The organism is Oryzicola mucosus, from assembly GCF_014534685.1.
Lineage (GTDB): Bacteria > Pseudomonadota > Alphaproteobacteria > Rhizobiales > Rhizobiaceae > Oryzicola > Oryzicola mucosus.
In genome coordinates, this window is sequence record NZ_JACVVX010000004.1 from 114,920 (window position 1) to 137,632 (window position 22,713).

The window sequence follows — 22,713 nt, forward strand, 5'->3', positions numbered from 1 at the left end:
ATCTTGCAAAGCTGCCTGTTATGCTCCAAACGATTGGCACCTATCAGTCAAAATCGGGAGAAAATCATGGCAGGCGGCGCCATTCCCCACTTCCAGAACGATGCGGGCCATCCGATCATCGAGATCGGCGTGAAGGAATTCATGTGCGTGGGCGCCAATCCGCCCTTCGATCACCCACATGTCTATCTCGACATGGGCAGCGATCACGAGAAGGTCTGCCCCTATTGCTCGACGCTTTATCGCTATACGGCGTCGCTGAAACCGCACGAGACCATTCCGGCCGGCGCAGTGTATATCGACCGCGCAGCCTAACCCACACCGATGCAAGACCTTGTCATTGCCGGGGGCGGGATTGCCGGTCTCGCGGCGGCTCTGTCGTTTGCACAAGACCGCGCCCGCGTGCGCGTTTACGAACGGTCAGCGCGGCTGGATGAGGTCGGCGCGGGTCTGCAGCTCTCGCCCAACGTGACCCGTATCCTAGCCAGGCTCGGTGTGCTGGAACGCCTCATCGACCAGGCGGTGAAACCAGAAGCGGTGGTGCTGCGCCAGGCATCCACCCTCGCCGAGGTCGCACGCGTCCCCCTTGGCGCGGCTGCGGAGCGGCGCTGGGGTGCGCCCTATCTCGTCGTCCATCGGGCGGATTTGCAGAAGGCACTGGCGGAAACCGTGCTGGAGACGCCGGAGATATCGCTCACCCTGGGTTCGACGGTGACTGCAGCCGACGCCAGCCAAGGCGGCATCGGGGTCGCGATTGAGAGCAAGGGCGACACCACTGCGGATCGCGCCGATCTGTTCGTCGCGGCGGACGGCGTGTGGTCGAACTGCCGCGCTTGGGTGCGTTCGGACGCCTCCAGCCGCTTCACCGACAAGCTGGCCTGGCGCACGACGATCCCGGTCGACAGCGAGGCCGGCTCGGCGTTTGCCGCCATTGGCGCGACAACAGTGGTCACCGCCTTCATGCATAGCGGCTTCCATCTCATCGCTTATCCCATACGCGCCGGTCGCGCGATCAACCTCGCCGCCTTCACGCCGGGCAAGGCGGTGGCCCAGAGCTGGAACGGCGACGCCGACCTCTCGCTGCTGAGAACGGCCCTGCGTGGAGCGGCACCGGCCTTGGCAGACCTGATCGACCGCTGCGGCCCCTGGCAGGTCTGGCCGCTCTACTCGGTCGACGCATCCCTGCCCTGGACGCGACGCGGCGGCATTGCGCTGATCGGCGATGCGGCGCATGCGACGACGCCCTTTGCCGCGCAAGGTGCGGCGATGGGCATCGAAGACGCGTTCACCTTGGCCGGAGCGGTGGCTAAGGGTAGCCTTGCCGCCCTGCCCGCATGGGAAAGCCAACGCCGGGAGCGGGTTCAGAAGGTGGTGCGGCGCGGGACGCTCAACCGTTTTGCCTGGCACGCGTCGGGGCCGGTAGCGCTGGCACGCAACCTGTTTCTGAAAAGCCGCTCGCCCAAGGCCCTGGCGGCCGATCTGGACTGGCTCTATGGCTGGACGCCACCCGGCTGGGATGCGGGCAGGTCGTTGTAGAGCGACAGAGACGCATCCAGCGACAGCGGCAGCGGGTTCCACCATCCCGTGCGTTGGCCCGCCGCCCGCAATGCCGCAGCCGTCCAGGTGTTGCACCCCAACAGCGCGTTGAACCGCCCTTGCGCCTCGAAGAAACGGTCGTACTCGCCATAGGCCGCGCCGTCGATGGGAAGGACGGCTGAGCCGTCGCGGGTAAAACTGGCGTCGATGAAGTCGAGCAACGTCGAGTATTCCGCCTCGCCGAGCGCGAGCCGACGCACGGCGGGATGATCCTCGGGCACATCGCCGATCACACTGACATGCATCACTGCGCGATCGACAGTTAGTGCGGAAAAGACGGCGCTGGCCTTCAATTCCGACCAGCTCGGCGTGTTGAGGTAAAAGTCGCGTCCCCCCCAGCCGAAGACCGCATAGACCGCGCCCGGTATATCGAGCGGCAAGCCGGCCTGCGTCATGAAGCTGAAGCGCTCGGCAACCTCCCGGTCGATCGGAATGGCAATGTCGGTGTGGATCGGGTTGTGCAGGACGAGGATATGTCGGGGTTGTGAAAGCGGCCCGACCGCCGGCAGAAGAGGACGCGGAACCAGCGCGCCGATGAGAAGGGTCGCCAAGGGAATACCCAGCAGCAACAAAGCGATGCGGGCAAACCGTCTCATTCAGCACCGATCCTTGAAGCAGCGGAGAAAACGATTCCGAAAATCCTCGCAGACGTTTGAAACAGAATCCGTTTTCCCGCTGGCGTCGTGCGATGACAACCTTGACGCACAAAAAACCCGGCCGAATTTCGACCGGGTTTCGAGCTTTAAGGACATTGCGTTTTCAGTGCAGAATCTGGCTGAGGAACAGCTTGGTGCGCTCGTGCTGCGGGTTGTCGAAGAACTCGGCCGGCGTGTTCTGCTCGACGATCTGGCCTTGGTCCATGAAGATGACGCGGTTGGCGACCTTGCGGGCAAAACCCATTTCGTGGGTCACGCACAGCATCGTCATGCCTTCTTCGGCGAGGCCCACCATCGTTTCGAGCACTTCCTTGATCATCTCGGGATCGAGCGCCGAAGTCGGCTCGTCGAACAGCATGATACGCGGGTTCATGCAGAGCGAGCGCGCAATCGCCACGCGCTGCTGCTGGCCCCCGGACAGTTGGCCCGGATATTTATGCGCCTGCTCGGGAATCTTGACGCGCTTGAGGAAGTGCATCGCCGTTTCCTCGGCCTGCTTCTTCGGCACCTTGCGCACCCAGATCGGCGCCAGCGTGCAGTTCTCCAGAATGGTCAGATGCGGGAACAGGTTGAAGTGCTGGAAGACCATGCCGACCTCGCGGCGCACCTCGTCGATCTTCTTCAGATCGTTGGTCAGTTCCTTGCCGTCGACGATGATCTTGCCCTTCTGGTGCTCCTCCAGGCGGTTGATGCAGCGGATCATGGTCGACTTGCCGGAGCCGGAAGGACCGCAGATGACGATGCGCTCACCGCGCATCACCTTCAGGTTGATGTCCTTCAGCACGTTGAAGTCGCCATACCATTTGTACATGTTGACGATTTCGACGGCGACGTCGGTGGCCGAAATCTGCATCTTGGCCCGGTCGACTGCGATTTCCTCGGCGCTGACAGCGTTTTCGATAGCCATAGGTTCATTCCCCTTTGGAGGTGCTTATCGTTTGTGGCCTCGGTCGAGCCGGTTTTCCATGTAGATGGAGTAACGCGACATGCCGAAACAGAAGATCCAGAATACGAACCCGGCAAAGACCAACCCCGTCATCGGTGTCTGAGGCGAAATCCAGGTCGGGTCCGAGAAGTTGCGGCGGACGGCGCCGAGCAGGTCGAACATGTTGACGATGTAGACCAGGCTGGTGTCCTTGAACAAACCGATGAAGGTGTTGACGATGCCGGGGATGACCAGCTTCAGCGCCTGGGGCAGGATGATCAGCCGCATCTTCTGCCAGTAATTCAACCCGAGCGAGTCCGCGCCCTCATATTGGCCCTTCGGCATCGCCTGCAGGCCGCCGCGGATCACCTCGGCCATATAGGCAGAGGCAAAGATCGAAACACCGATCAGGACGCAGAGGAAGTCGTCGGGCTTCATGCTATTGGGCATGAACAGCGGCAACATCTTCGTCGCCATGAACAGCACCGTGATCAGCGGCACGCCGCGCACCATCTCGATGAAGATGACGCTGAGCATCTTGATCACCGGCAGTTCAGACTTGCGACCGAGCGCCAGCAGCACACCCATCGGCAGCGACACGACAATGCCGACATAGGACAGGATGATGGTGACCATGAAGCCGCCCCACTCACGGGTTGGCACGTAACGCAGGCCGAACGTGCCGCCAATGAACAGGAAATAGCCCACGATCGGCAACACGCCGAACAGCAGGATCGCGTTCAACGCTTTGTAGGGTGCGCGCGGGATTAGGAATGGCACGATCAGCGCCACCAGCATCGCCCCGCACAGGATCACCCGCCAGCGTTCGGCCAGCGGGTAGTTGTTGAACATGAACTGGCCGAACTTCGCCCAGACGAAGGCCCAGCAGGCGCCTGCCCAGCCGTCGGGCTGAACCCCGCCCTGCGCCACGGTGGCGCAGACGCTGCGGTCCGAACCGGTCCACTGGGCGTTGATGAACACCCAGGACAGGATGGGCGGCAGGAAGTAGGCGATCACAAGCAGGCCGAAGATCGTCAGGACGCTGTCGAGCGGGCTGGCGAAGAGGTTGGTGCGGATCCAATGGACCGGCCCATGTTGCGAAGCTGGAGGCGGCAGCGGCTGCTCCAACTCCTTGCGGACGTAGACGAAATCCGTAGCAGACATCTCTACCCCCTTCTCAGCGTTCGACAAGCGCGACGCGCGTGTTGAACCAGTTCATGAACACCGACGTCAGCAGGCTGATCGTGAGGTAGACCACCATCCAGATCGCGACGATCTGGATCGAGTTGCCGCTCTTGTTCAGGATGGTGCCGCCGACCGAGACGAGATCGGGATAGCCGACCGCGATGGCGAGCGAAGAGTTCTTCGTCAGATTGAGATACTGGCTGGTCAGCGGCGGCACGATGATGCGCATCGCCTGTGGTATGACCACCAGACGCGTCGTGGTGCCCGAACGGATGCCCAAGGCGTGGGCCGCCTCGGATTGACCGCGGCCGACGCCACGAATACCGGCCCTGACGATCTCTGCGATGAACGAAGCCGTATAGAGCGACAGGGACAGATAGAGCGCGAGGAATTCCGGTCCAATGGCGAAACCGCCGGAGGTCTGGAACGCGCCCAGAACCGGCACGTCGAAGGACAGTGGGAAGCCGGTCACGACCATCGCCAGCAAGATCAGGCCTACAAACAGGCCGAGATTGATCCAGAGTACCGGCAACCGTTGCCCGGTCGCCATCTGGCGCGCGCTGGCCCGCCGGGCAACAAAGATCGCCATGGCAATCGCAATTACGAAGGCAAGCCCGACCAGCCATGCCCCCTCGCCCCAAACAGGCCTGGGAATGGACAGGCCGCGGTTGCTGAGCAGCGAGCCGAATGGCAGATTGATGCTATCGCGCGGCTGCGGCAGGATGGCGAGAACACCGAGATACCAGAAGAAGATGACCAGCAGCGGCGGGATATTCCGAAACACCTCGACATAGACGGTACAGATTTTCCGGATCAACCAGTTGCGCGAAAGCCGCCCGATGCCGACGATGAAGCCCACCAGCGTCGCGGTGACGATACCAACCGCTGCCACAAGCAGCGTGTTGAGCAGGCCGACCTGCAGGGCATCGGTGTAGGTGGAATCCGAGCTGTAAGGGATAAGCGCCTGGCCGATATCGAAACCGGCGCGTTCGTTGAGAAAACCGAAGGAGATGTTTCGGCCGGCTCGCGCAAGGTTATCCAGCGTGTTTTGGACGAACCAGTAGATAAGCGCCAGGATGCCGAAGAAGACGACACACTGGAAGACGATGCCGCGCACCACCGGATTGTAGATGAGAGAGGTGCGGTCGCCATCATCCTTGATGGCATTCACAGAAGCCATTGGATGTTCCCATTCGCTGAGTGATGTCGAAGGGCGGTTCCCCGCGCCCTTCGACCTTTATATGCTTTTTAGCTCAGGCTCAGCGGATCGGAGGTGCGTATTGGATGCCGCCCTTGGTCCACAGCGCGTTCAGGCCGCGTGCGATCTTGAGCGGGCTTCCGGCGCCGATGTTGCGCTCAAAGATCTCGCCGTAGTTGCCCACGCCCTTCACGATGTTGACGACCCAATCTTCCGACAAGCCAAGGTCGGTGCCGAACTTGGAATTGGCTTCACCGCCCAGCATGCGCTTGATTTCAGGATTGGCCGAGCCCTTCATTTCCTCGACATTGGCCTGGGTGATGCCGAGTTCCTCAGCGTCAACCAGGGCGAAACCTACCCACTTGACGATGTCGAACCACTGGTCGTCGCCCTGGCGGACGAGCGGGCCGAGCGGCTCCTTGGAGATGATTTCGGGAAGAACGACGTGGTCGTCCGGAGCGGTCAGCGACAGACGGATGGCGTAAAGGCCGGACTGGTCGGTGGTGTAGACGTCGCAACGGCCCGAATCATAGGCGGCGTTGACCTCTTCGAGCTTTTCGAAGACCACCGGGTTGTACTGCAGATTGTTGGCCTTGAAATAGTCGGCGAGGTTGAGCTCGGTCGTGGTGCCGGTCTGCACGCAGACAGCGGCGCCAGAAAGCTGGAGGGCCGAGTTCACGCCGGGAATTTTCTTGGCGTTGATCATGAAGCCCTGGCCGTCATAATAGTTGATGCCAGTAAAGTTGAACTTCAGCGACGAGTCGCGGCTGAGCGTCCAGGTCGAATTGCGAGCCAAAAGATCGATGCTGCCATTGGCAAGCAGTTCAAAGCGGTCCTTCGCGCTGGTCGGCGTGTACTCGACCTTGTTCGGATCGTTGAAGATCGCAGCCGCTACCGCGCGGCAATAATCGACGTCGAAGCCGGAATACTCTCCCTTGTCGTTCGGAGCGGCAAAACCTGCCAGGCCGGTGTTGACACCGCACTTCAATGTGCCGCGCGCCTTCACGTCGTCCAGCGTCGCTGCGGAAGCAGCCGTGGCGGCGATGCTGAGAATAGCCGCGCTGATGATGCCCGTTGCAATGTGTTTCATGACCCACGAACCCTTTTCTGTTTTTCGGGCTTTGCCCGTTCTTCTTTGGTGAAGACAACTCCCCTTGCCAGCCCGGCTTGCCGGACCAGCCGCATTGCAAGCAATGCAAATGCCGGCCTCACATTCACGAATTCCATCGAAGGCGATATTGTCGGTGAGGTCAAGTCGGAAACATGGCCAATACTGCGGCAGCTTTTTACGCTGGGGAAGCAGATTTTCCAGGACTGCCTTGGACTGAGACAGGCTGGCGATTTTTTGACCCTTTACCTGCCGATCTTTCAGGCAGACATATCCTTTGCGAGGCAAAGACTTAAGCGGCTGCGTCAAACCTTTTAGCCGTCCACACCAGCTTGCATGCACTGCTCTGCCGAACTATCCCTGTCGTCCTCAAGTGCATTGCAAACAGGATCGGAATTCATGGCCGGACAGAGCAGCAGGATCAAGGGCGTCAATTCGAAGCTCGCCCACACGGGAAACAAGCCCGACGAGTTCTTCGGTTTCGTCAATCCGCCGGTCGTGCATGCCTCGACGGTGCTGTTTCCCGATGCGGCCACCATGGCGTCGCGCAGCCAGAAATATGTCTATGGCACGCGCGGAACGCCCACCACCGACGCGCTGGCCACCGCCATCGACGCCTTGGAAGGGTCCGCGGGAACCATCATCGTGCCGTCAGGCCTGGCCGCTGTGACGATTCCTCTGCTGGCCTTCCTTTCCGCCGGCGACCATGTGCTGATCGTCGATTCCGTCTATTCCCCAACCCGCAACTTCGCCAACACCATGTTGAAGCGGCTGGGCGTCGAAGTCGAATATTACGAGCCGCTCATCGGCGCCGGCATCGCTGATTTGATCAAGCCCAACACCAAGGTCGTCTTCACCGAATCGCCGGGTTCGAACACGTTCGAGATGCAGGACATTCCCGCTATTGCAGACGCGGCGCACAAGGCGGGCGCTGTCGTGATGATGGACAACACCTGGGCGACGCCGGTCTATTTCAAGCCGCTCGATTATGGCGTTGATATCTCCATCCACGCCGCAACGAAATACCCCGCGGGTCACTCGGATGTTCTTCTGGGAACCGTGTCGGCGAATGAACAGCACTGGCCGAAGCTGCACGAGACGTTCATCACGCTGGGTTGCTGCGCCGCACCCGACGATGTCTACCAGGTTTTACGCGGGCTGCGGACCATGGGCATTCGCCTGGAGCATCACCAGAAAAGCACGCTCGAAATCGCTCGCTGGCTGGAAACCCAGCCCAGCGTGTCGCGGGTTCTGCACCCGGCCTTGGAAAGCCATCCCGGACATACGCTGTGGAAGCGCGACTTCTCAGGCTCGAGCGGGATCTTCTCGATCGTGCTGAAGGGCGGCGGCAAAGCCAAGGCGCACGCTTTCCTCGACGCGCTGGAAGTCTTCGGGCTTGGCTATTCCTGGGGCGGGTACGAAAGCCTGGCCGTGCACGTGAATATCGATGACCGGACCGTGGCCAACGGACCATATGAGGGGCCAATCCTGCGCCTGCAGATCGGCCTTGAGGATGTCGAAGACTTGAAAGAGGACATAGCTGCGGCCCTTGCGGCGGCCGAGGCGGTGGCGGAATAGCAGGCACCGCGAGGCTGCCGTCGCGGGTCGAGATTGCTGAAGAATCATCCAGCTTCAGTGGCGGGAGTTGCGTCCGTACGCTTGGGAACAGTATTTCCAGCCGTTGGTGCGGCTGCGGAAAGAATTGGGGTCCCCGGTGCGCAATCCTCTCTCGCCCAGGGTTCAGCACACTACTTTGATTACGATGACATCGGCAGGGGCGATCTTGTTCGGGGAGTGATTTTTTCGACATAGGCCAACTTGAATATTGCATATGCCTGCGCGATTGCCCCTGCCGCAGCAAGCACGAAGAAAATGTAGACGATAATTGGCGGGAACCCGATTTCGGCTGCTCCCGCCAAATAGTCGTTGAAACTGTTGCCTGACCTCATGTCCGATGTCGCTGAAACGTACCAGATAACGTTCCCGATCGACCCAAGCCATCCGGCAATGATCAATGCTGTCGCGCCAAACGGAGATAATGGCGCATAGATCGTCGCGGCATACCCGGCGGCGAGCGCCACAACTATCGTGCTTGGCAGCATGTAACGCACGTTGAGGGAACCATAGCCCTTCGCATGCCAGATAATGAACAGGATATTGATGGCGAACATGGCCATGCAAAGGGCCACGATCGCCTTATCCTGTATCGTTTTCTTGCGGAATGAGACGACGAACAGCCCAAAGAGGATGGTGCAAGACACCACCCATGAGGCTGTGATGTTATAGGCGCCCCAACGCTCCCAGGGGTTGCCGTACATCCGGCTCAGAACATTCGTGTAGACACGAATATCTGTGATCGTGTTCCACAGGCCCTGCAATTTGCGGCCTTGGGCTTTGGCCACCCAAGACTGGTCGGCTTTTCGGTACCAAGAGCCGCTTTCCAGATAGTTTCCATAGTAAAACCAGCCGCTGGCGACCGCAACGCCGAGGACAATGACGCAGCAATACAGCAATCCTCGTCGAAGCCCATGCCGCCGGTCTTCTGAAAATACCGTCGTCGTCCACAAAACGACGCATAGGGACAAGGCGAACATGCCGACGAAAGTCGCCCTCGATGCCATCCCCATAGCGCAGACCAGTGCGAGCCGGGCGACGTATCGAGGTTGCACTCCGCGTCGTATGATCAGAGCGCAGAGACCGATCGCGAGCGTTGACGTGAGAACGGCCGCCACATCGTTCATAACGTCTCCCGACACCTTGACGAACGGCGTCCAGGCGGCGGCGAAAGCACCGACGGTCATGGTGATTTTTGGGGATTGGCTAACAGCCCAGGCTGTCCAGAAGAACGCGGCAACACATCCGACACCAACAAGAAACGTCAACAGCCGCGCCGCCATGACGCCAGAGCGCCAGTCGCCCCATTCAACGGTGGCGCCCACGGTTGGCGCGAGAAAGGCATAATAAAGCGGCGGGTGATGCGAGACATATTGCGGCTTCATCCTGAAGTTTTCGCCGCCGGTATTTATGGGTATTTTGGTCCCGTCGTTCCAGTCCGGGAACCGGCCCTGCGAAAGCTGCCATGCGTAGTCGAGGTGCAACAGCGAATCGTCAGATCCTTTTATTGCGACCATATAAAGCCCAACCACGGCGACATAGGTCAGGAAGACGCCGAGCATGCCAATGGCCATCAGTCGTTTCATGCGAACGCCCCAGAAGCTGCATTCATGACATTTTTCAAAGAAATGTCCTTGGGGTTTCTGCGTCCATCCCTAAAAAGCCGCGGTCTTATCCAAAAAAGTTAACGGCTCGAAGCTAGAGGAACAGTCTATTTCCCCGCACCCTGTATCCGAAGCCCCGTACTTTATTGAAAAGTCTGCGAAAAAGTGAGGTGTGGCGATCCCGACAGGATTCGAACCTGTGACCATCGGCTTAGAAGGCCGGTGCTCTATCCAGCTGAGCTACGGGACCGCAACCGGCGCTCGCCGGTGGTTGTGGCATCGATGACGCCATCAAACTCTTAGTGCGTCCAGGGTATCTTACGGTCGAACCTGAAATTATCCGAATAGGACACCTGTCGACGCACCGGCTGCTTGGGCTCCTGGATACGATAGCCGATACCTTGCTTTTCGGCGTAGGCAATAGCCTCTTCGCGGGTTTCGAAGCTGAGGCGGATCTGGCGCTTCATGTCGCGGGATGTCGTGTAGCCCATCAGCGGATCGATCGTCTTGGGAACTTCCGGTTCGAATTCGAGCACCCACTGCCCCGTCTTGGCTTTGCCGGACTGCATGGCTGTTTTGGCGGGGCTGAATATGCGAGCGGACATTGCTACCTCTTGTCTACAGCCCGCAGCGACGGGCTCTGGGATGGTCATTACTGCGCAAATGCCGCCGCTGCAAGACACCGATGTTTTTTGCCCTTGCCATGTCAACGCGAACCCACTAGGCACATCTCCACCGAAACGGTCCGGAGTGTAGCGCAGCCTGGTAGCGCACCTGATTTGGGATCAGGGGGTCGTAGGTTCGAATCCTATCACTCCGACCATCGGTTTTCCGAAATCGCAGATTTCCAAGTCAGCCGGAGAAATCTAAGGTCAATCGAACGCGCGCATCATGCGGTCGCGATATTCGGCACAGTCCAGCATTCCTACCTGTGAGACGGGTGCTCGCGAAACCGCATCACCGCAAGGTTTCGGTTAAGGGATGTCTCGGCGACGGACAGCAGCGTATCGGTTTCGGTAAACAACTGGCTGGCTGGAAGCTTGCTGATGAGCGCCCGAAGCTTTCTCAGTTCTTTGTAAATCGTTTCGGCGTTCTGAAGTGTTGGCGACATTGCTTCATCCCTTGCAAGGGTTCAACCGGAGTCGTTACCGAAGGTTCCGTCGATATCGACAGTTCTGCGCGATTCTTGCGGAACGCGCCTTCCGACCAGCGACGAATACGGCGTGTTAAGATGATGCGGGAAAACTGCATTTGGCGAGCCACGCTCTCGACAACCCGGCCCTCACCTGCACAATGGGGCTTCGGGGAGGAAGACCTTTGGATTTCATCGATATTTATCTCAGTCAGCTCGCCGATCCGTTTCGCATCGGCATGCTGGTGTTTTTGTTGATAACGGCTGCGAACACTGCGCATGCGACACGACACCGTTGGTTGCCGATCGTTCTGGGGATCGTGTTCGTCGCGGTGCTGATTCCCGCAACGCTCGACCGTAGCGAAGACATTGCCATGGTTGCAGCAGTGGGCATCGGCCTGCTCGCCAACCTTACGGTCGTCGCCGCACTGCTCCTGCTCCAGGCGGGATATCGGCGTTTGGCGAAATAGCCCCCCTTGCCGGGAACCATTTCCGCCGTAATCGATTGTATTGCCGCCATTAACGGCGCGGACACATTGACCGGAGGGATTCATGGAAGACGCACAAACAGTCGGCTGGATAGCAGCCATCATCATCGGCGGCATCGCAGGCTGGCTCGCAGAAATGTTCATGAAGAGCAACATGGGCGTTTTCATGAATATCATTCTCGGCATCATCGGTGCCGCGCTCGCCAATGTTCTGCTTGGGCTTATTGGCGTCAGCCTTGGAGGCTGGATCGGCTACCTCATCGCAGGCTTCATCGGCGCCTGTATCTTGATAGCAATTGCACGCGCCGTCAGGCGGTGACGGCAGGTCGGGCGGCTTCCGTCGCCCGCCCTTACATATCCAATTTGGTTTGACCTGTATCGATGGCCTCTATCGCTTCTGAGGCCATCGATCGGGTTATTTTCGATTTTTGCTCCAGCGCCAGACGGTCAAGACGCTCCACGACACGGATCGCAGTGGGAAGCGACCTTTCGATACGGCGAACCAGGAACTGAACGACATGCGGGTCGACCTCGACCTGACGGTCGGCGAACAGCTTGGTGATGACGCCTGAGAGCAGCACGTCATCGGGTTCGTGAATTTCCACAAGCGTCGCCGTTTTCATGCGCGAGGCGAGGTCCGGCAGCGCGATTTTCCATGACATGGGAAAGCCGCGGGAGACCAGAAGCAGCGAAGACCCTGCGCCCTTCACCGCATTGATGAGATGAAACAGACCCGTTTCATCCAGCCCATTCGCGCCGATATCGTCGATCAGAACCGGTGTTGGCTCCAGGCCGCCGACATGGTCCGCTATATCATGAGCCGCCATTTGAACAGCACCCGCCTGCTCGCGCCAGATCGCGGCGAGATGCGATTTTCCCGAGCCGGCAGGCCCCACCAGCAGAACGATGGGCGTCGGCCATTCCGGCCAGGCATCGATGACGTTCGTTGCCTGCTGGTTGGCCGGGGAGACGACGAGGTCATCCCGTGACAGACCGACGACATGGCCGAGATCGAGCGGCAATTGACGGGGCGGCATCACTTTTCCACGGCGGTCTTGTTGGGGACTGGCCGCGCAATTCGTGGCGCCGGCTCGTCCACCTGCCCCTTGTAGAGATGCGATTCGAGATAGCGGGAGATGCCGAACCGCACCAGCACACCGATCGCAGCCGCAAGCGGCACCGCCATGAGCAAGCCGACAAAGCCGAACAGCGCACCGAAGGCGACAAGCGCGAACATCAACCAGACCGGATGCAGGCCGACGCTCTTGCCCACGAGACGCGGCTGCAGGATGTTGCCTTCGATGAACTGGCCGGTGAAAAACACCGCCGCGACCAGGGCCACCATGGTCCAGTCAGGCCAGAACTGGACGAATGCAACGCCAACGGCGATGACCAGCCCGACCATCGAACCGATATAGGGAATGAAGGAGATCAGGCCCGCGAACAGGCCGATGAGGATGCCGAAATTCAGGCCCGTCAAGGTCAGCCCGACGGCATACATAACGCCCAGGATGATGCAGAGCGTACCTTGTCCGCGCACGAAACCAGCGGTCGCGTCGTTGATCTCGGTGGCAAGTTGACGGACGGTCGTGACGTGGTCGCGCGGCACCCAACCGTCGACGATCGCCACCATCCGGTCCCAATCAAGCAGCATGTAGAACGCCACCACGGGTGTGATGACGATCAGGCTGGCGATGGAGAACACCGCCATACTCGACGTCCAGAGAGACTGGAAGATCGTTGAAAGGAAGCCGAGCCCGCTTGTCATGATCGAGTTCAGGCCTTCGCGCAGATTTTCAGTGCTGACACCGAAGCGCTGTTCCAGCCAGGCCGGATCATAGCTGGTGAGAAAAGCCTGGAATTGCGCGGCATATTCGGGAATTTTCGCCACGAAGTCGGCCAGTTGCTTGCCCAGGATCGGGATGAGGATCACCAGCGCCAGCAGGACCACGATCAGGAAACTGACCAGGATCACCACTGTCGCCATGATGCGCGACAGACCGAGCTTCTGCAGCCGGTCCGCCAGGGGATCGAGGAAATAGGCGAGCGCCATGCCGGCGACAAAAGGCAGCAGAACATCGGCGAACAGATAGATGAAACCGGCCAGAATTGCCGCCGCAATCAGCCAGAAACGGATCTGCCTTCGAAACCAGGCAGTCGCCTCGTCTTCCGGAACGACGGTAACTTTCGGGGGATTTGTCATAGTCGCTCACTTGCCGCAGCCAAGCTAGCAAATAGGGCGGGGCAAGAGCCATGGTCAAGGAGCAGCGTGGCTAATACGCGGTTGTCGCGATGGCTTCAGGCTGGCGGCATAGTCCAATTGCGGGGAAAACGGGGTTATCGACAGCTCCTGACCCTGGGCTGCCGCCAAGTTCTTGCGATAGGCAGCCGTTCATGCGAAGAGCGCGGCAAACTCCAACGCATGTCAGGAACCGGCCATGAGCGACGGCAAGAACGGTCTCACCTACGCACAAGCGGGCGTCGACATCGACGCAGGCAACCGGATGGTGGATCAGATCAAGCCGCTGGTGCGGTCGACCCGCCGCGCCGGCGCGGACAGCGAAATCGGCGGCTTTGGCGGGCTGTTCGACCTCAAGGCGGCAGGCTTCACCGACCCGATCCTCGTGGCCGCCAATGACGGCGTTGGCACCAAGCTGAAGATCGCCATCGAAGCGGGCAAGCACGATACGATCGGGATCGACCTCGTGGCGATGTGCGTCAACGACATCGTCGTGCAAGGTGCTGAGCCGCTGTTCTTCCTCGACTATTTCGCTACCGGGAAGCTCGATCCGGACCAGGGCGTGGCCATCGTCAAGGGCATTGCCGAGGGCTGCAAGCAGGCCGGATGCGCACTGATCGGCGGCGAAACCGCCGAGATGCCTGGCATGTATCAGGAGAAGGACTACGACCTCGCCGGCTTTGCCGTGGGCGCGGCAGAACGCGGCCAGTTGCTGCCGGCCGACGACATCGTCGAGGGCGACGTTCTTTTGGGGCTTTCGTCGTCCGGCGTCCATTCGAACGGTTATTCGCTGGTACGTCGCATCGTGGCGCAGTCTGGTCTGAGCTGGGCGGAAGCTGCACCCTTCGCGGACGGTCTCACGCTCGCCGAGGCGCTGCTGGAGCCGACCCGCATTTATGTCAAGTCGCTGCTGAAGGCGATCCGCGAGACGCACGGCATCAAGGCGCTCGCACACATTACAGGCGGCGGCTTCCCCGACAATATCCCCCGTGTGCTGCCGGAGGATTTTTCCGCCGAACTCGACCTCGAAGCGATCGATGTCCCCCCGGTCTTCTCCTGGCTGGCCAAGACGGGTGGCGTGACCCCTGAGGAAATGATGCGCACCTTCAACTGCGGCATAGGCATGATCGCCGTGGTGGCCGCGGGCCAGGCGGCACAGGTCGCAGCGGTTCTGCAGGAGGCCGGCGAGACTGTGACTCCCATCGGCCGGATCGTGCCGCGACGCGACGCTGGGGTCATCTATCGCGGCAAGCTCTCGCTATGACGCTCGCCCGCAAGCGCGTCGCGGTCCTGATTTCGGGGCGCGGTTCCAACATGTCGGCGCTGATCGACGCTGCAGCGGATCCAGACTTCCCCGCAGAGATCGTCGGCGTGATTTCCGACAAGCCTGACGCACTGGGGCTGGGGATAGCGGCAAGCCGTGGGCTCGCGACGAAGTCCCTGCCGCGAAAGGACTATTCGAGCAAGGAAGCGCATGACGGCGCCATCGACGCCGCGCTCGTTGCCATGAAGGCCGACCTGGTCGTACTTGCCGGCTACATGCGCCTGCTGACGGCGCATTTTGTGGAGAAATGGCACGGCCGGATGATCAACATCCACCCTGCCCTGCTGCCTTCGTTCAAGGGCCTGGATACGCATCGCCGCGCGCTTGAAGCCGGAGTCCGCATTCATGGCTGCACCGTGCACTTCGTCACAGCAGAGATGGATGACGGGCCGATCATCGCACAGGCGGCGGTGCCGGTCCTCAGCGACGACACCGAAGCCACGCTGACCGCGCGTGTCCTCAAGGCCGAACACCGCATTTATCCGCTTGCCCTGCGGCTCGTGGCCGAAGGTAAGGCAAAAATGGAAGGCGGCCGCACGGTCTATTCAGCCTTCCACGAAAACGAGGCCAAAGCCATCCTGGTCTCGCCCGACCCGCTTCGCGACGTCGTGGACCTCGAGGGCCTGGCGCGGATCACGCCTTAGCTCAGCCCTTTCGCTGGCATGATCCAGCGCTTGAGCAAGAAATGGAATATTCCCGCGGGCGTACTCGTTGAGCATATCACCATGGAGGGCTTGCTTAGCCCTCCATGGGGTGCTGTACCCACGCTTAACTCTCTGCAGAGAAGACGGGCCGCCTATTAACCACCAGCAACTTCTGTGTCGCCGAAAATTATAGTTGCATATGCAATTATAACGATGTAGTCTTCGTGCATGTTTGATCGCTGCATCTACTTCAACACTCTTGCGCTGGCACGCCAGTTGGAACGTGTCTGGACCGAAGCCTTCAAACCATTCGACCTTACCCCGCCGCAAGGTTTCATGTTGCGCGCGGTTCTCGCAAAACCAGGACTCTTACAGAGCGAGTTGGCTGATGAGCTCAAGATCGCACGAGCCACGGCTACGCGTGGGCTCGACGGGCTGGAAGCCAAAGGTCTGATCGAACGTCGACCGACTAAGACTGACAAACGCGAGCGCGGGATTGCGCCCACGAAGGAGGCGCTGGCGTTGCATGACAAACTGAATGCTGCGAGCGGCGCTGTCACGGACAGGTTGAAAGGGATTTTCGGTGAGACGGTTTTCCTAGGCTTTGTCGAGCAGGCCAAGGCCGTCGCATCTAAGCTGGAATGACCAAAGTCATATAGTTGTATAGCTAATCAAATGGAGAAGAATATGCCGATACTGAATGTTACGGTGGGAGCAATGCGCAGCCTGTCACTGACCCAGGAAATCTCACACATGCTGTCAGAAGCGACCAGCACAATCCTTGGCAAAGATCCGAAAGTGACGGCAATTGCAGTCGGTTACATCAATCCCGAGGATTGGATCGTCGCGGGTTCATCGCTCTCTGTCCAAGGCAGGGCCAGCTTCCAATTGGAGATCAAGGTCACCGACGAGACCAACACCAAGGATGAAAAAGCGCGGTATATCGAGGCGGTATTCAACGGTTTTAACCGCATTCTCGGCAGCATTCATGAAGAGAGCTATATCCACGTCCACGATGTGCGCGCCGCATCATACGGCTATGGGGGGCAAACGCAGGAATATCGCTATCACCACCGCTGAGGGTTGCTCACGCCGCCCTCACCCAGACCTTGTTGTCGTGGAACGCCGCGCCGCCATAGGGTGCGGCGGCGTCCGATCCGGTCAGCACATTGATGCCTTCGCCGCGCTCATGCGCCGAGTTTGGCCAGATGCCTTCGGCGATCACGACGCCTCGTTTCAGGCCGGCAAACAGCTTGGCATGCAGCACGACGTCGCCACGCCGGTTGCCAAGTTCGACCCGGTCGCCATCAGCGACACCCAAGGTCGCGGCGTCGTCCGGGTGGATCAGCAGTTCGGGACGCCCTTCCTTCTGGCGCGAGACGGGCGTCTCGGTGAAGGTCGAGTTGAGGAAGTTGCGCGCGGGCGATGTGGCCAGGCGGAACGGATGGACGGCGTCCGGAACTTCGATCAGATCGACATGGTCGGGAAAGTCCGGCAGGCGCGCGACATCGCCCTGGATGCCAATGCTGCGCGGCGGCTTGTTGGGGGCTACCGTGCCCGTCCAGTCCGGCCGGAAACGGAATTTGCCGTCGGCGTGACCGAATCCTTTGAGAAAATGCGCGGTCTCGAATTCCGGCTGCAGGTCCGCCCAGCGCTGCTCGCGGAAACTGTCGAAGCTGCCAAGCCCCTTCTTTTCCAGCATGATTTCAATGTGGTCGCGCTCGGTCAAACCGAAGCCGGGCCTGTCCGCCACACCCAGCCGTTTGGCCAGCTCCTCAATGACGAAATGGTTGGTGCGCGGGCCGACGGGAGGCTCGATCAGCTTCGGCCCGAGCGTGACATGCTGATTGCCACCGCCTTTGTAGATATCGTCATGTTCCAGGAACATGGTCGCCGGCAGCACGACATCCGCAAGTTTTGCCGTATCTGTCATGAACTGCTCATGCACGCAGGTGAACAGGTCGTCACGCAGAAGTCCCTGTTTCACCAAGCGCTGCTCCGGCGCCACATTGGCGGGATTGGTGTTCTGGATCAGCAATGCCGTCACGGGCGGACCCCCATTGAGCGCGTCCGTCCTCCCCGTCAGGACCGGGCCAATGCGCGACTGGTCGAGATATCGGATGTTCGGATCGCGAAGCCTGCCGCCCTCCAGAAGCTCCGTGTTGAACTTCAATATCCCCGAGTTGGAATGGAAGGCGCCGCCGCCCTCATGCTGCCAGGAGCCCGCGACGGCAACCAGGGACAGCGCGGCATGCATGTTCGGCGCGCCGTTGCGCTGGCGAGCGAAGCCATAGCCGAGGCGGAAGAAGGTTTTCGGCGTGGTGCCGACCAGCCGCGCGAAGGCTTCGATCTCTTGCACGGACAGCCCGGTGATAGCAGAAGCCCACTCAGGCGTCTTGTCGCGCAGATGCCGCTCAAGCCCAACCGGGTCGTCGGTGTAGCGTTCGAGATAGGCGCGGTCGGCGAGCCCATCGCGAAACAGCACGTGCATGGCCGCGCAGGCGAGCGCGCCATCCGTGCCCGGCCTCAGGATCAGGCCGAGATCGGCCTGCTTGACGGTCGCATTGTCGTAGATGTCGATGACGACGATCTTAGCGCCGCGGTCCTTGCGGGCGCGGATGGCATGCGTCATCACATTGACCTGGGTGACCACAGCGTTGGTGCCCCAGATGACCACGCAGTCGGATTTGGCGATCTCGCGCGGATCGGCACCGCGCAGCGACCCCGTGCCCATGACCCAGCCGGTCCAGGCGAGATTGGTGCAGATCGTATCGAAGAAGCCCGAATATTTCTTGGCATGGCGCAGCCGGTTGATGCCGTCGCGCTGCACCAATCCCATCGTACCGGCATAGTAGTAGGGCCAGACAGCTTCGCTGCCATGTTTTTCCTCAGCGCGAATGAAGTTCTCGGCGACGAGGTCGAGCGCGGTTTCCCAACTGGCTTCCTTCCAGACGCCCTCGCCCTTGCCGCCAGCGCGCACCAGAGGCTTCAGCAGGCGGTCCGGATGGTGGATGCGATCGGCGTAGCGCGCGACCTTGGCGCAGATCACACCGGCGGTGTAGGAATTGTCCCGCGCGCCATGCACGCGGCCGATCCGGCCATCCGGCAACAGCTCAACGTCCAGCGCACAGGTCGACGGGCAGTCATGCGGACAGGCCGAATGACCGATGCGGAGCTTGGCTTGCGCGATGCTGGCGTGCTGGTTCATGGCAGCAGCGTAACCCGAATTGCGGCACGTGTGTAGCGCCTGCTGTCTCAGGCGGAACAGCGCTAGCTATTCCGCGACGCCCTCTTCATAGTCCGCCGACATGGTCAGCCAACGTTCTTCGTGGGCGGCGAGTTGGCTGGACAACTCGGAGCGCTCCTTGGCAAGGCGAGTCGCCTTGATCGGGTCTTTCTCGTAGAGCGCGGGGTTGGCAAGCTCGTCCTCGATGGTGTCGATGCGCTTGCGCAGGCGGTCCATCAACCCTTCGGTGGCGCGGATTTCCTTGGCCAGCGGCTCCATCGCAGCGCGGCGTGTCGCGGCCTCGCGGCGGCGGTCGGCTTTCGATGCCTTTTCAGCCTCGCGCTTCTCGCGGCGGTCGCCCGAAACACCCGTCACCAGCGTCTTGTAGTCCTCCAGATCGCCGTCATACGGGTTTACGGCGCCGTCCTTGACCAGCCAGAGCCGGTCGGCGGTGGCTTCCAGCAAGTGCCTGTCGTGCGAGATCAGGATCACCGCGCCGGGAAAATCGTTGAGCGCATGGATCAGAGCTTCGCGGCTGTCGATATCCAGATGGTTGGTCGGCTCGTCGAGGATGAACAGGTTGGGACCGTCAAAGGCCGCGAGCCCCATCAAGAGACGTGCCTTCTCGCCGCCCGAAAGGTCCTTGGCCGGCGTGTTCATCTTCTCGGTGGCGAGACCGAACTGCGCAACGCGGGCGCGCACCTTGGATTCCGGGGCATCCGGCATCAGCCGGCGGACATGCTCATAGGCGTTTTCATCCGGTCGCAGATCGTCCAGCTGATGCTGGGCGAAAATAGAGACCTTCAGACCCGGCGCAATCGTCACCGTTCCTGAATCGGATTTTAGCCGGCCCGACAGAAGCTTGGCAAAGGTCGATTTGCCGTTGCCGTTTGCGCCAAGCAGCGCGATGCGGTCGTCTGCGTCAATGCGCAGCGTCATCTTCTTCAGGATCGGCGCGCCGGGTTGATAGCCCACGCTGACCTTGTCCAGCGCCACGATGGGCGACGCCACGGTCTTGACCGGTTCCGGAAAACTGAACGGCCGCACGCTGTCATCCGCCATGGCGGCGATGGGCTTCATCTTCTCCAGCGCCTTGATGCGCGACTGGGCCTGGCGGGCCTTCGACGCCTTGGCGCGGAAACGGTCGACGAAGCTCTGCAGGTGCTTGCGCGCGGCTTCCTGCTTGACGCGGCCCTTCTCCTGCAGCTCCGCCTGCTCGGCGCGCTGGCGCTCGAACTGGTCATAGCCGCCACGCCAGAACGTCAGCTTCTTCTGGTCGAGATGGACGATGGAATTGACCGCGCGATTGAGCAGGTCGCGGTCGTGGCTGATGAGAAGCACGGTGTGCGGATATTTCGAGACGTAGTTCTCCAGCCACAATGTGCCTTCGAGATCGAGATAGTTGGTCGGCTCATCGAGCAGCAGCAGGTCGGGCTCGGCAAACAGCACCGCTGCCAGCGCGACGCGCATGCGCCAACCGCCGGAGAAGGACGAGGCTGGGCGCCGCTGCGCTTCGTCGTCGAAGCCGAGGCCGGCGAGAATGGTCGCAGCCCGCGCTTCGGCGGAATGAGCATCGATGTCGGCCAACCGCATATGGATGTCAGCGATGCGGTGCGGGTCCGTCGCCGTCTTCTCTTCCTCGAGAAGAGCCGTCCGCTCCAGGTCGGCCTTCAGCACGATCTCGATCAGCGGGTCTTCCGTGCCGGGCGCTTCCTGCGCCACCTGGCCGATGCGCGTGTTCTTCGGATAGCTGACGCTGCCGGACTCCGACGACAGGTCGCCGGTGATCGCCTTGAACAGCGTGGTCTTACCGGTGCCGTTGCGGCCGACGAGTCCCGCCTTTGTGCCCGCCGGCAAGGTCAGCGAGGCGTGGTCGAGAAGCAGGCGTCCAGCGACACGGAGGGAGAGATCGTTGATGATAAGCATGGCGGCGGTTTTGCATGGACGACAAAGCTTCGCAAGGGGTTCAGCGCCCGCTTGGGTGCTATCAGGCGAAGGCCAGCCCCTCCTTGGTCCGCTGGAAGCTGATGAGATCGAGATTCAACGACGGTCTGCCGTGGATCGTCAGGATGGTATGCACCTGCCCGCGGTGATGGGTCTGATGGTTGAACAGGTGCGCCAATGCAGGCGCCAAGCGCTGCGACACCGTCCGCATGTCGGTCACCGTCAGATAGGTGAAACGCCCTGAGAGCGTCTTGTCGGTGAACCCGTTTATCCAATCCAACAGGCGTTTGTCCTCAGCTTGGCGCGCTGCGTAGAGTTTTGTGAAATCGCGATGAATGATCGCGTCGAGCGCTGTCGGCGCATCGCCCTCGCCGGTGAAGCGTTTGAGCCAGATTCGGTCGGCCGCCAGAAGGTGGTTCAAGGTGCCCATCGCAGACTTGAAGAAGGCACCGACGTCGCGTTCGTATTCTTCCACGCTGAGTTCGGACGCCGCGTCGAAAATCCGTGTGTTGGCCCATTGATTGTAGGCCGCAAACATTCTGAAATGCGTTTTCATCGTTCCCCCGAGGCACTTATCGGCTCGAACACGTTACCTACAGGCAGCGCAGGATATCGCAATGACCATTCTTATGTACGATCTTGTCGGCAAGGACGCATCGAGGCCGTTCAGCCCGCATTGCTGGAAGACGACGATGGCTCTTGCGCACAAGGGCCTGGACTACGAGCGCGTCCCGACACGCTTTCTCGATGTCCCTGCAGTCGAAGGCGGTGCGTCCAAGACGATCCCCGTCATCCGCGACGGCGAGACAATCTTATCGGATTCCTTTGCCATCGCACTGTATCTCGAAAAAACCTACCCGGACCGCCCTTCGCTGTTCGGAGGCCCGGGCGGCGAGGCGATGGCGCGCTTCGTGGAAAGATGGTCGCAGGCGACGATCCATCCCTATGTCTCGATCGTCGCCGTCGTCGACATCAATGCCATGCAGGACGACGAGAACACCAAATATTTCCGCGCCAGCCGCGAGGCAAACTTCAAGAAGACGCTGGAAGAGGTAACCGCAGGACGCGAAGCAGGGCTGGCAGCGTTTCGCACCTCGCTCGCGCCGTTGCGCAGCATGCTTTCCTACCAGCCTTTCATCGGCGGCGAGACGCCGCTGTTTGCAGACTATATCGTGTTCGGTGCATTCCAGTGGGGGCGCATCGTCTCCAGCTACCCCCTGCTCGAAAAAGGCGACCCCGTCCTCGATTGGTTCGAGCGCTGTCTGGATCTGCACGAAGGCCTGGGCCGAGAGGTCGCGGCAGCTTGAACGCCCCTTGGCAATGGCGCGGGCGGCTTGTATAGAGCGCGCCACGCTTCAAAACCCAATTGGACAAGGACCTACCATGGCGATCGAACGCACGTTCTCGATGATCAAGCCCGACGCGACCCGGCGCAACCTGACGGGCGCCATCACCAAGATGCTGGAAGACGCCGGCTTGCGCGTCGTCGCATCCAAGCGCGTCTGGATGAGCCGTCGCGAGGCCGAAGGCTTCTACGCGGTCCACAAGGATCGTCCCTTCTTCGGCGAACTGGTCGAGTTCATGTCTTCCGCACCGACGATCGTCCAGGTTCTCGAAGGCGAGAACGCCATCCTCAAGAACCGCGAAGTGATGGGCGCAACCAATCCGGCCAACGCTGATGAGGGCACGATCCGCAAAGTTCACGCTCTGTCGATCGGCGAAAACTCGGTGCATGGCTCGGACGCCCCGGAGACCGCCGCTGAAGAAATCGCCTACTGGTTCTCGGGCACCGAGATCGTCGGCTGATCCAAACAGATCGTTCCGCGGCGCAAG

The 22,713-nt window shown here is 60.6% G+C and carries 24 protein-coding genes and 2 tRNA genes; 12 read left to right on the plus strand and 14 right to left on the minus strand.

The features are described 5' to 3' along the window. The first annotated feature begins 66 nt into the window (after positions 1–66). Both ICI42_RS13840 and ICI42_RS13845 read left to right on the plus strand, forming a co-directional pair. Positions 67–312: a zinc-finger domain-containing protein gene (locus tag ICI42_RS13840; RefSeq protein ID WP_188165180.1), complete on the plus strand. Its 246-nt coding sequence runs from the start codon at positions 67–69 to the stop codon at positions 310–312. 9 nt (positions 313–321) lie between these two features. Then, entirely contained in the window at positions 322–1,533 is a 1,212-nt protein-coding gene (locus tag ICI42_RS13845) for an FAD-dependent monooxygenase (RefSeq protein ID WP_188165181.1), read from the plus strand. Here the strand turns inward: ICI42_RS13845 and ICI42_RS13850 are convergent. From ICI42_RS13850 to ICI42_RS13870, 5 genes are all read right to left on the minus strand, one after another. Beyond that, positions 1,488–2,189 (minus strand): TIGR02117 family protein, encoded by a 702-nt coding sequence (locus ICI42_RS13850; protein WP_188165182.1) that lies wholly within the window; start codon positions 2,187–2,189, stop codon positions 1,488–1,490. The two genes, ICI42_RS13845 and ICI42_RS13850, sit on opposite strands and share 46 nt — an antisense overlap. A gap of 163 nt (positions 2,190–2,352) precedes the next feature. Continuing rightward, on the minus strand, positions 2,353–3,156 hold the full coding sequence (locus ICI42_RS13855) for an amino acid ABC transporter ATP-binding protein (protein ID WP_330999173.1): 804 nt from the start codon (positions 3,154–3,156) through the stop codon (positions 2,353–2,355). A 24-nt stretch (positions 3,157–3,180) separates the two neighbouring features. After that, positions 3,181–4,338, minus strand: a complete 1,158-nt coding sequence (locus tag ICI42_RS13860) for an amino acid ABC transporter permease (protein WP_188165183.1) — start codon at positions 4,336–4,338, stop codon at positions 3,181–3,183. A gap of 13 nt (positions 4,339–4,351) precedes the next feature. Further along, positions 4,352–5,539: an amino acid ABC transporter permease gene (locus ICI42_RS13865; RefSeq protein ID WP_188165184.1), complete on the minus strand. Its 1,188-nt coding sequence runs from the start codon at positions 5,537–5,539 to the stop codon at positions 4,352–4,354. A 79-nt stretch (positions 5,540–5,618) separates the two neighbouring features. After that, positions 5,619–6,647, minus strand: coding sequence for an amino acid ABC transporter substrate-binding protein (locus ICI42_RS13870; protein WP_188165185.1), 1,029 nt, complete (start codon positions 6,645–6,647; stop codon positions 5,619–5,621). A 417-nt stretch (positions 6,648–7,064) separates the two neighbouring features. Here ICI42_RS13870 and ICI42_RS13875 point away from each other — a divergent pair, with 417 nt between their 5' ends. Beyond that, the gene (locus tag ICI42_RS13875) at positions 7,065–8,243 is read left to right on the plus strand and encodes a cystathionine beta-lyase (protein ID WP_188165186.1); all 1,179 of its coding nucleotides are present in this window, start codon (positions 7,065–7,067) and stop codon (positions 8,241–8,243) included. A gap of 179 nt (positions 8,244–8,422) precedes the next feature. Here the strand turns inward: ICI42_RS13875 and ICI42_RS13880 are convergent, their stop codons facing one another. The 3 genes from ICI42_RS13880 to ICI42_RS13890 all read right to left on the minus strand — a co-directional run bounded on the left by ICI42_RS13880 (position 8,423) and on the right by ICI42_RS13890 (position 10,488). Beyond that, a complete protein-coding gene (locus ICI42_RS13880) occupies positions 8,423–9,865 on the minus strand; it encodes a hypothetical protein (RefSeq protein ID WP_188165187.1) in 1,443 nt (480 codons plus the stop codon). A gap of 191 nt (positions 9,866–10,056) precedes the next feature. Further along, positions 10,057–10,133, minus strand: a tRNA-Arg gene (locus tag ICI42_RS13885). Between the two features lie 49 nt (positions 10,134–10,182). After that, positions 10,183–10,488, minus strand: coding sequence for an ETC complex I subunit (locus tag ICI42_RS13890; RefSeq protein WP_188165188.1), 306 nt, complete (start codon positions 10,486–10,488; stop codon positions 10,183–10,185). A 141-nt stretch (positions 10,489–10,629) separates the two neighbouring features. On the opposite strand from ICI42_RS13890, the gene ICI42_RS13895 reads away from it, so the two are divergent. Further along, positions 10,630–10,706: transfer RNA gene (locus tag ICI42_RS13895), tRNA-Pro, on the plus strand. Positions 10,707–10,808: 102 nt separating this feature from the next. Here ICI42_RS13895 and ICI42_RS13900 read toward each other — a convergent pair. After that, the gene (locus ICI42_RS13900; RefSeq protein WP_188165189.1) at positions 10,809–10,994 is read right to left on the minus strand and encodes a hypothetical protein; all 186 of its coding nucleotides are present in this window, start codon (positions 10,992–10,994) and stop codon (positions 10,809–10,811) included. A gap of 206 nt (positions 10,995–11,200) precedes the next feature. On the opposite strand from ICI42_RS13900, the gene ICI42_RS13905 reads away from it, so the two are divergent. Then, on the plus strand, positions 11,201–11,485 hold the full coding sequence (locus tag ICI42_RS13905; RefSeq protein ID WP_188165190.1) for a hypothetical protein: 285 nt from the start codon (positions 11,201–11,203) through the stop codon (positions 11,483–11,485). Positions 11,486–11,567: 82 nt separating this feature from the next. Continuing rightward, the gene (locus ICI42_RS13910) at positions 11,568–11,822 is read left to right on the plus strand and encodes a GlsB/YeaQ/YmgE family stress response membrane protein (RefSeq protein WP_188165191.1); all 255 of its coding nucleotides are present in this window, start codon (positions 11,568–11,570) and stop codon (positions 11,820–11,822) included. Between the two features lie 31 nt (positions 11,823–11,853). Here the strand turns inward: ICI42_RS13910 and hdaA are convergent, their stop codons facing one another. Both hdaA and ICI42_RS13920 read right to left on the minus strand, forming a co-directional pair. Continuing rightward, positions 11,854–12,540, minus strand: a complete 687-nt coding sequence (gene hdaA, locus ICI42_RS13915; protein ID WP_188165192.1) for a DnaA regulatory inactivator HdaA — start codon at positions 12,538–12,540, stop codon at positions 11,854–11,856. Further along, on the minus strand, positions 12,540–13,706 hold the full coding sequence (locus ICI42_RS13920; RefSeq protein ID WP_188165193.1) for an AI-2E family transporter: 1,167 nt from the start codon (positions 13,704–13,706) through the stop codon (positions 12,540–12,542). The genes hdaA and ICI42_RS13920 overlap by 1 nt, the downstream gene beginning before the upstream one ends. Positions 13,707–13,941: 235 nt before the next feature. Between ICI42_RS13920 and purM the strand changes: the two genes are divergently transcribed. The 4 genes from purM to ICI42_RS13940 all read left to right on the plus strand — a co-directional run bounded on the left by purM (position 13,942) and on the right by ICI42_RS13940 (position 16,790). Further along, complete coding sequence (gene purM, locus ICI42_RS13925) at positions 13,942–15,006, plus strand: phosphoribosylformylglycinamidine cyclo-ligase (RefSeq protein WP_188165194.1); 1,065 nt, start codon at positions 13,942–13,944, stop codon at positions 15,004–15,006. Next, a complete protein-coding gene (gene purN, locus ICI42_RS13930) occupies positions 15,003–15,710 on the plus strand; it encodes a phosphoribosylglycinamide formyltransferase (protein ID WP_188165195.1) in 708 nt (235 codons plus the stop codon). The genes purM and purN overlap by 4 nt, the downstream gene beginning before the upstream one ends. Positions 15,711–15,938: 228 nt before the next feature. Beyond that, positions 15,939–16,355: a MarR family winged helix-turn-helix transcriptional regulator gene (locus ICI42_RS13935; protein ID WP_188165196.1), complete on the plus strand. Its 417-nt coding sequence runs from the start codon at positions 15,939–15,941 to the stop codon at positions 16,353–16,355. Positions 16,356–16,397: 42 nt separating this feature from the next. Beyond that, the gene (locus ICI42_RS13940; protein ID WP_188165197.1) at positions 16,398–16,790 is read left to right on the plus strand and encodes a tautomerase family protein; all 393 of its coding nucleotides are present in this window, start codon (positions 16,398–16,400) and stop codon (positions 16,788–16,790) included. Positions 16,791–16,797: 7 nt separating this feature from the next. Here ICI42_RS13940 and ICI42_RS13945 read toward each other — a convergent pair whose 3' ends face one another. The 3 genes from ICI42_RS13945 to ICI42_RS13955 form a co-directional block, all read right to left on the minus strand. Continuing rightward, complete coding sequence (locus tag ICI42_RS13945; protein ID WP_188165198.1) at positions 16,798–18,918, minus strand: molybdopterin-containing oxidoreductase family protein; 2,121 nt, start codon at positions 18,916–18,918, stop codon at positions 16,798–16,800. Between the two features lie 66 nt (positions 18,919–18,984). Further along, positions 18,985–20,862 (minus strand): ABC-F family ATP-binding cassette domain-containing protein, encoded by a 1,878-nt coding sequence (locus tag ICI42_RS13950; RefSeq protein WP_188165199.1) that lies wholly within the window; start codon positions 20,860–20,862, stop codon positions 18,985–18,987. Positions 20,863–20,923: 61 nt separating this feature from the next. Beyond that, the gene (locus ICI42_RS13955) at positions 20,924–21,436 is read right to left on the minus strand and encodes a DinB family protein (protein WP_188165200.1); all 513 of its coding nucleotides are present in this window, start codon (positions 21,434–21,436) and stop codon (positions 20,924–20,926) included. Positions 21,437–21,497: 61 nt separating this feature from the next. Between ICI42_RS13955 and ICI42_RS13960 the strand changes: the two genes are divergently transcribed. Both ICI42_RS13960 and ndk read left to right on the plus strand, forming a co-directional pair. Further along, positions 21,498–22,187, plus strand: a complete 690-nt coding sequence (locus ICI42_RS13960; protein WP_188165201.1) for a glutathione S-transferase family protein — start codon at positions 21,498–21,500, stop codon at positions 22,185–22,187. Positions 22,188–22,263: 76 nt separating this feature from the next. Next, entirely contained in the window at positions 22,264–22,686 is a 423-nt protein-coding gene (ndk, locus tag ICI42_RS13965) for a nucleoside-diphosphate kinase (protein ID WP_188165202.1), read from the plus strand. Positions 22,687–22,713 lie beyond the last annotated feature (27 nt).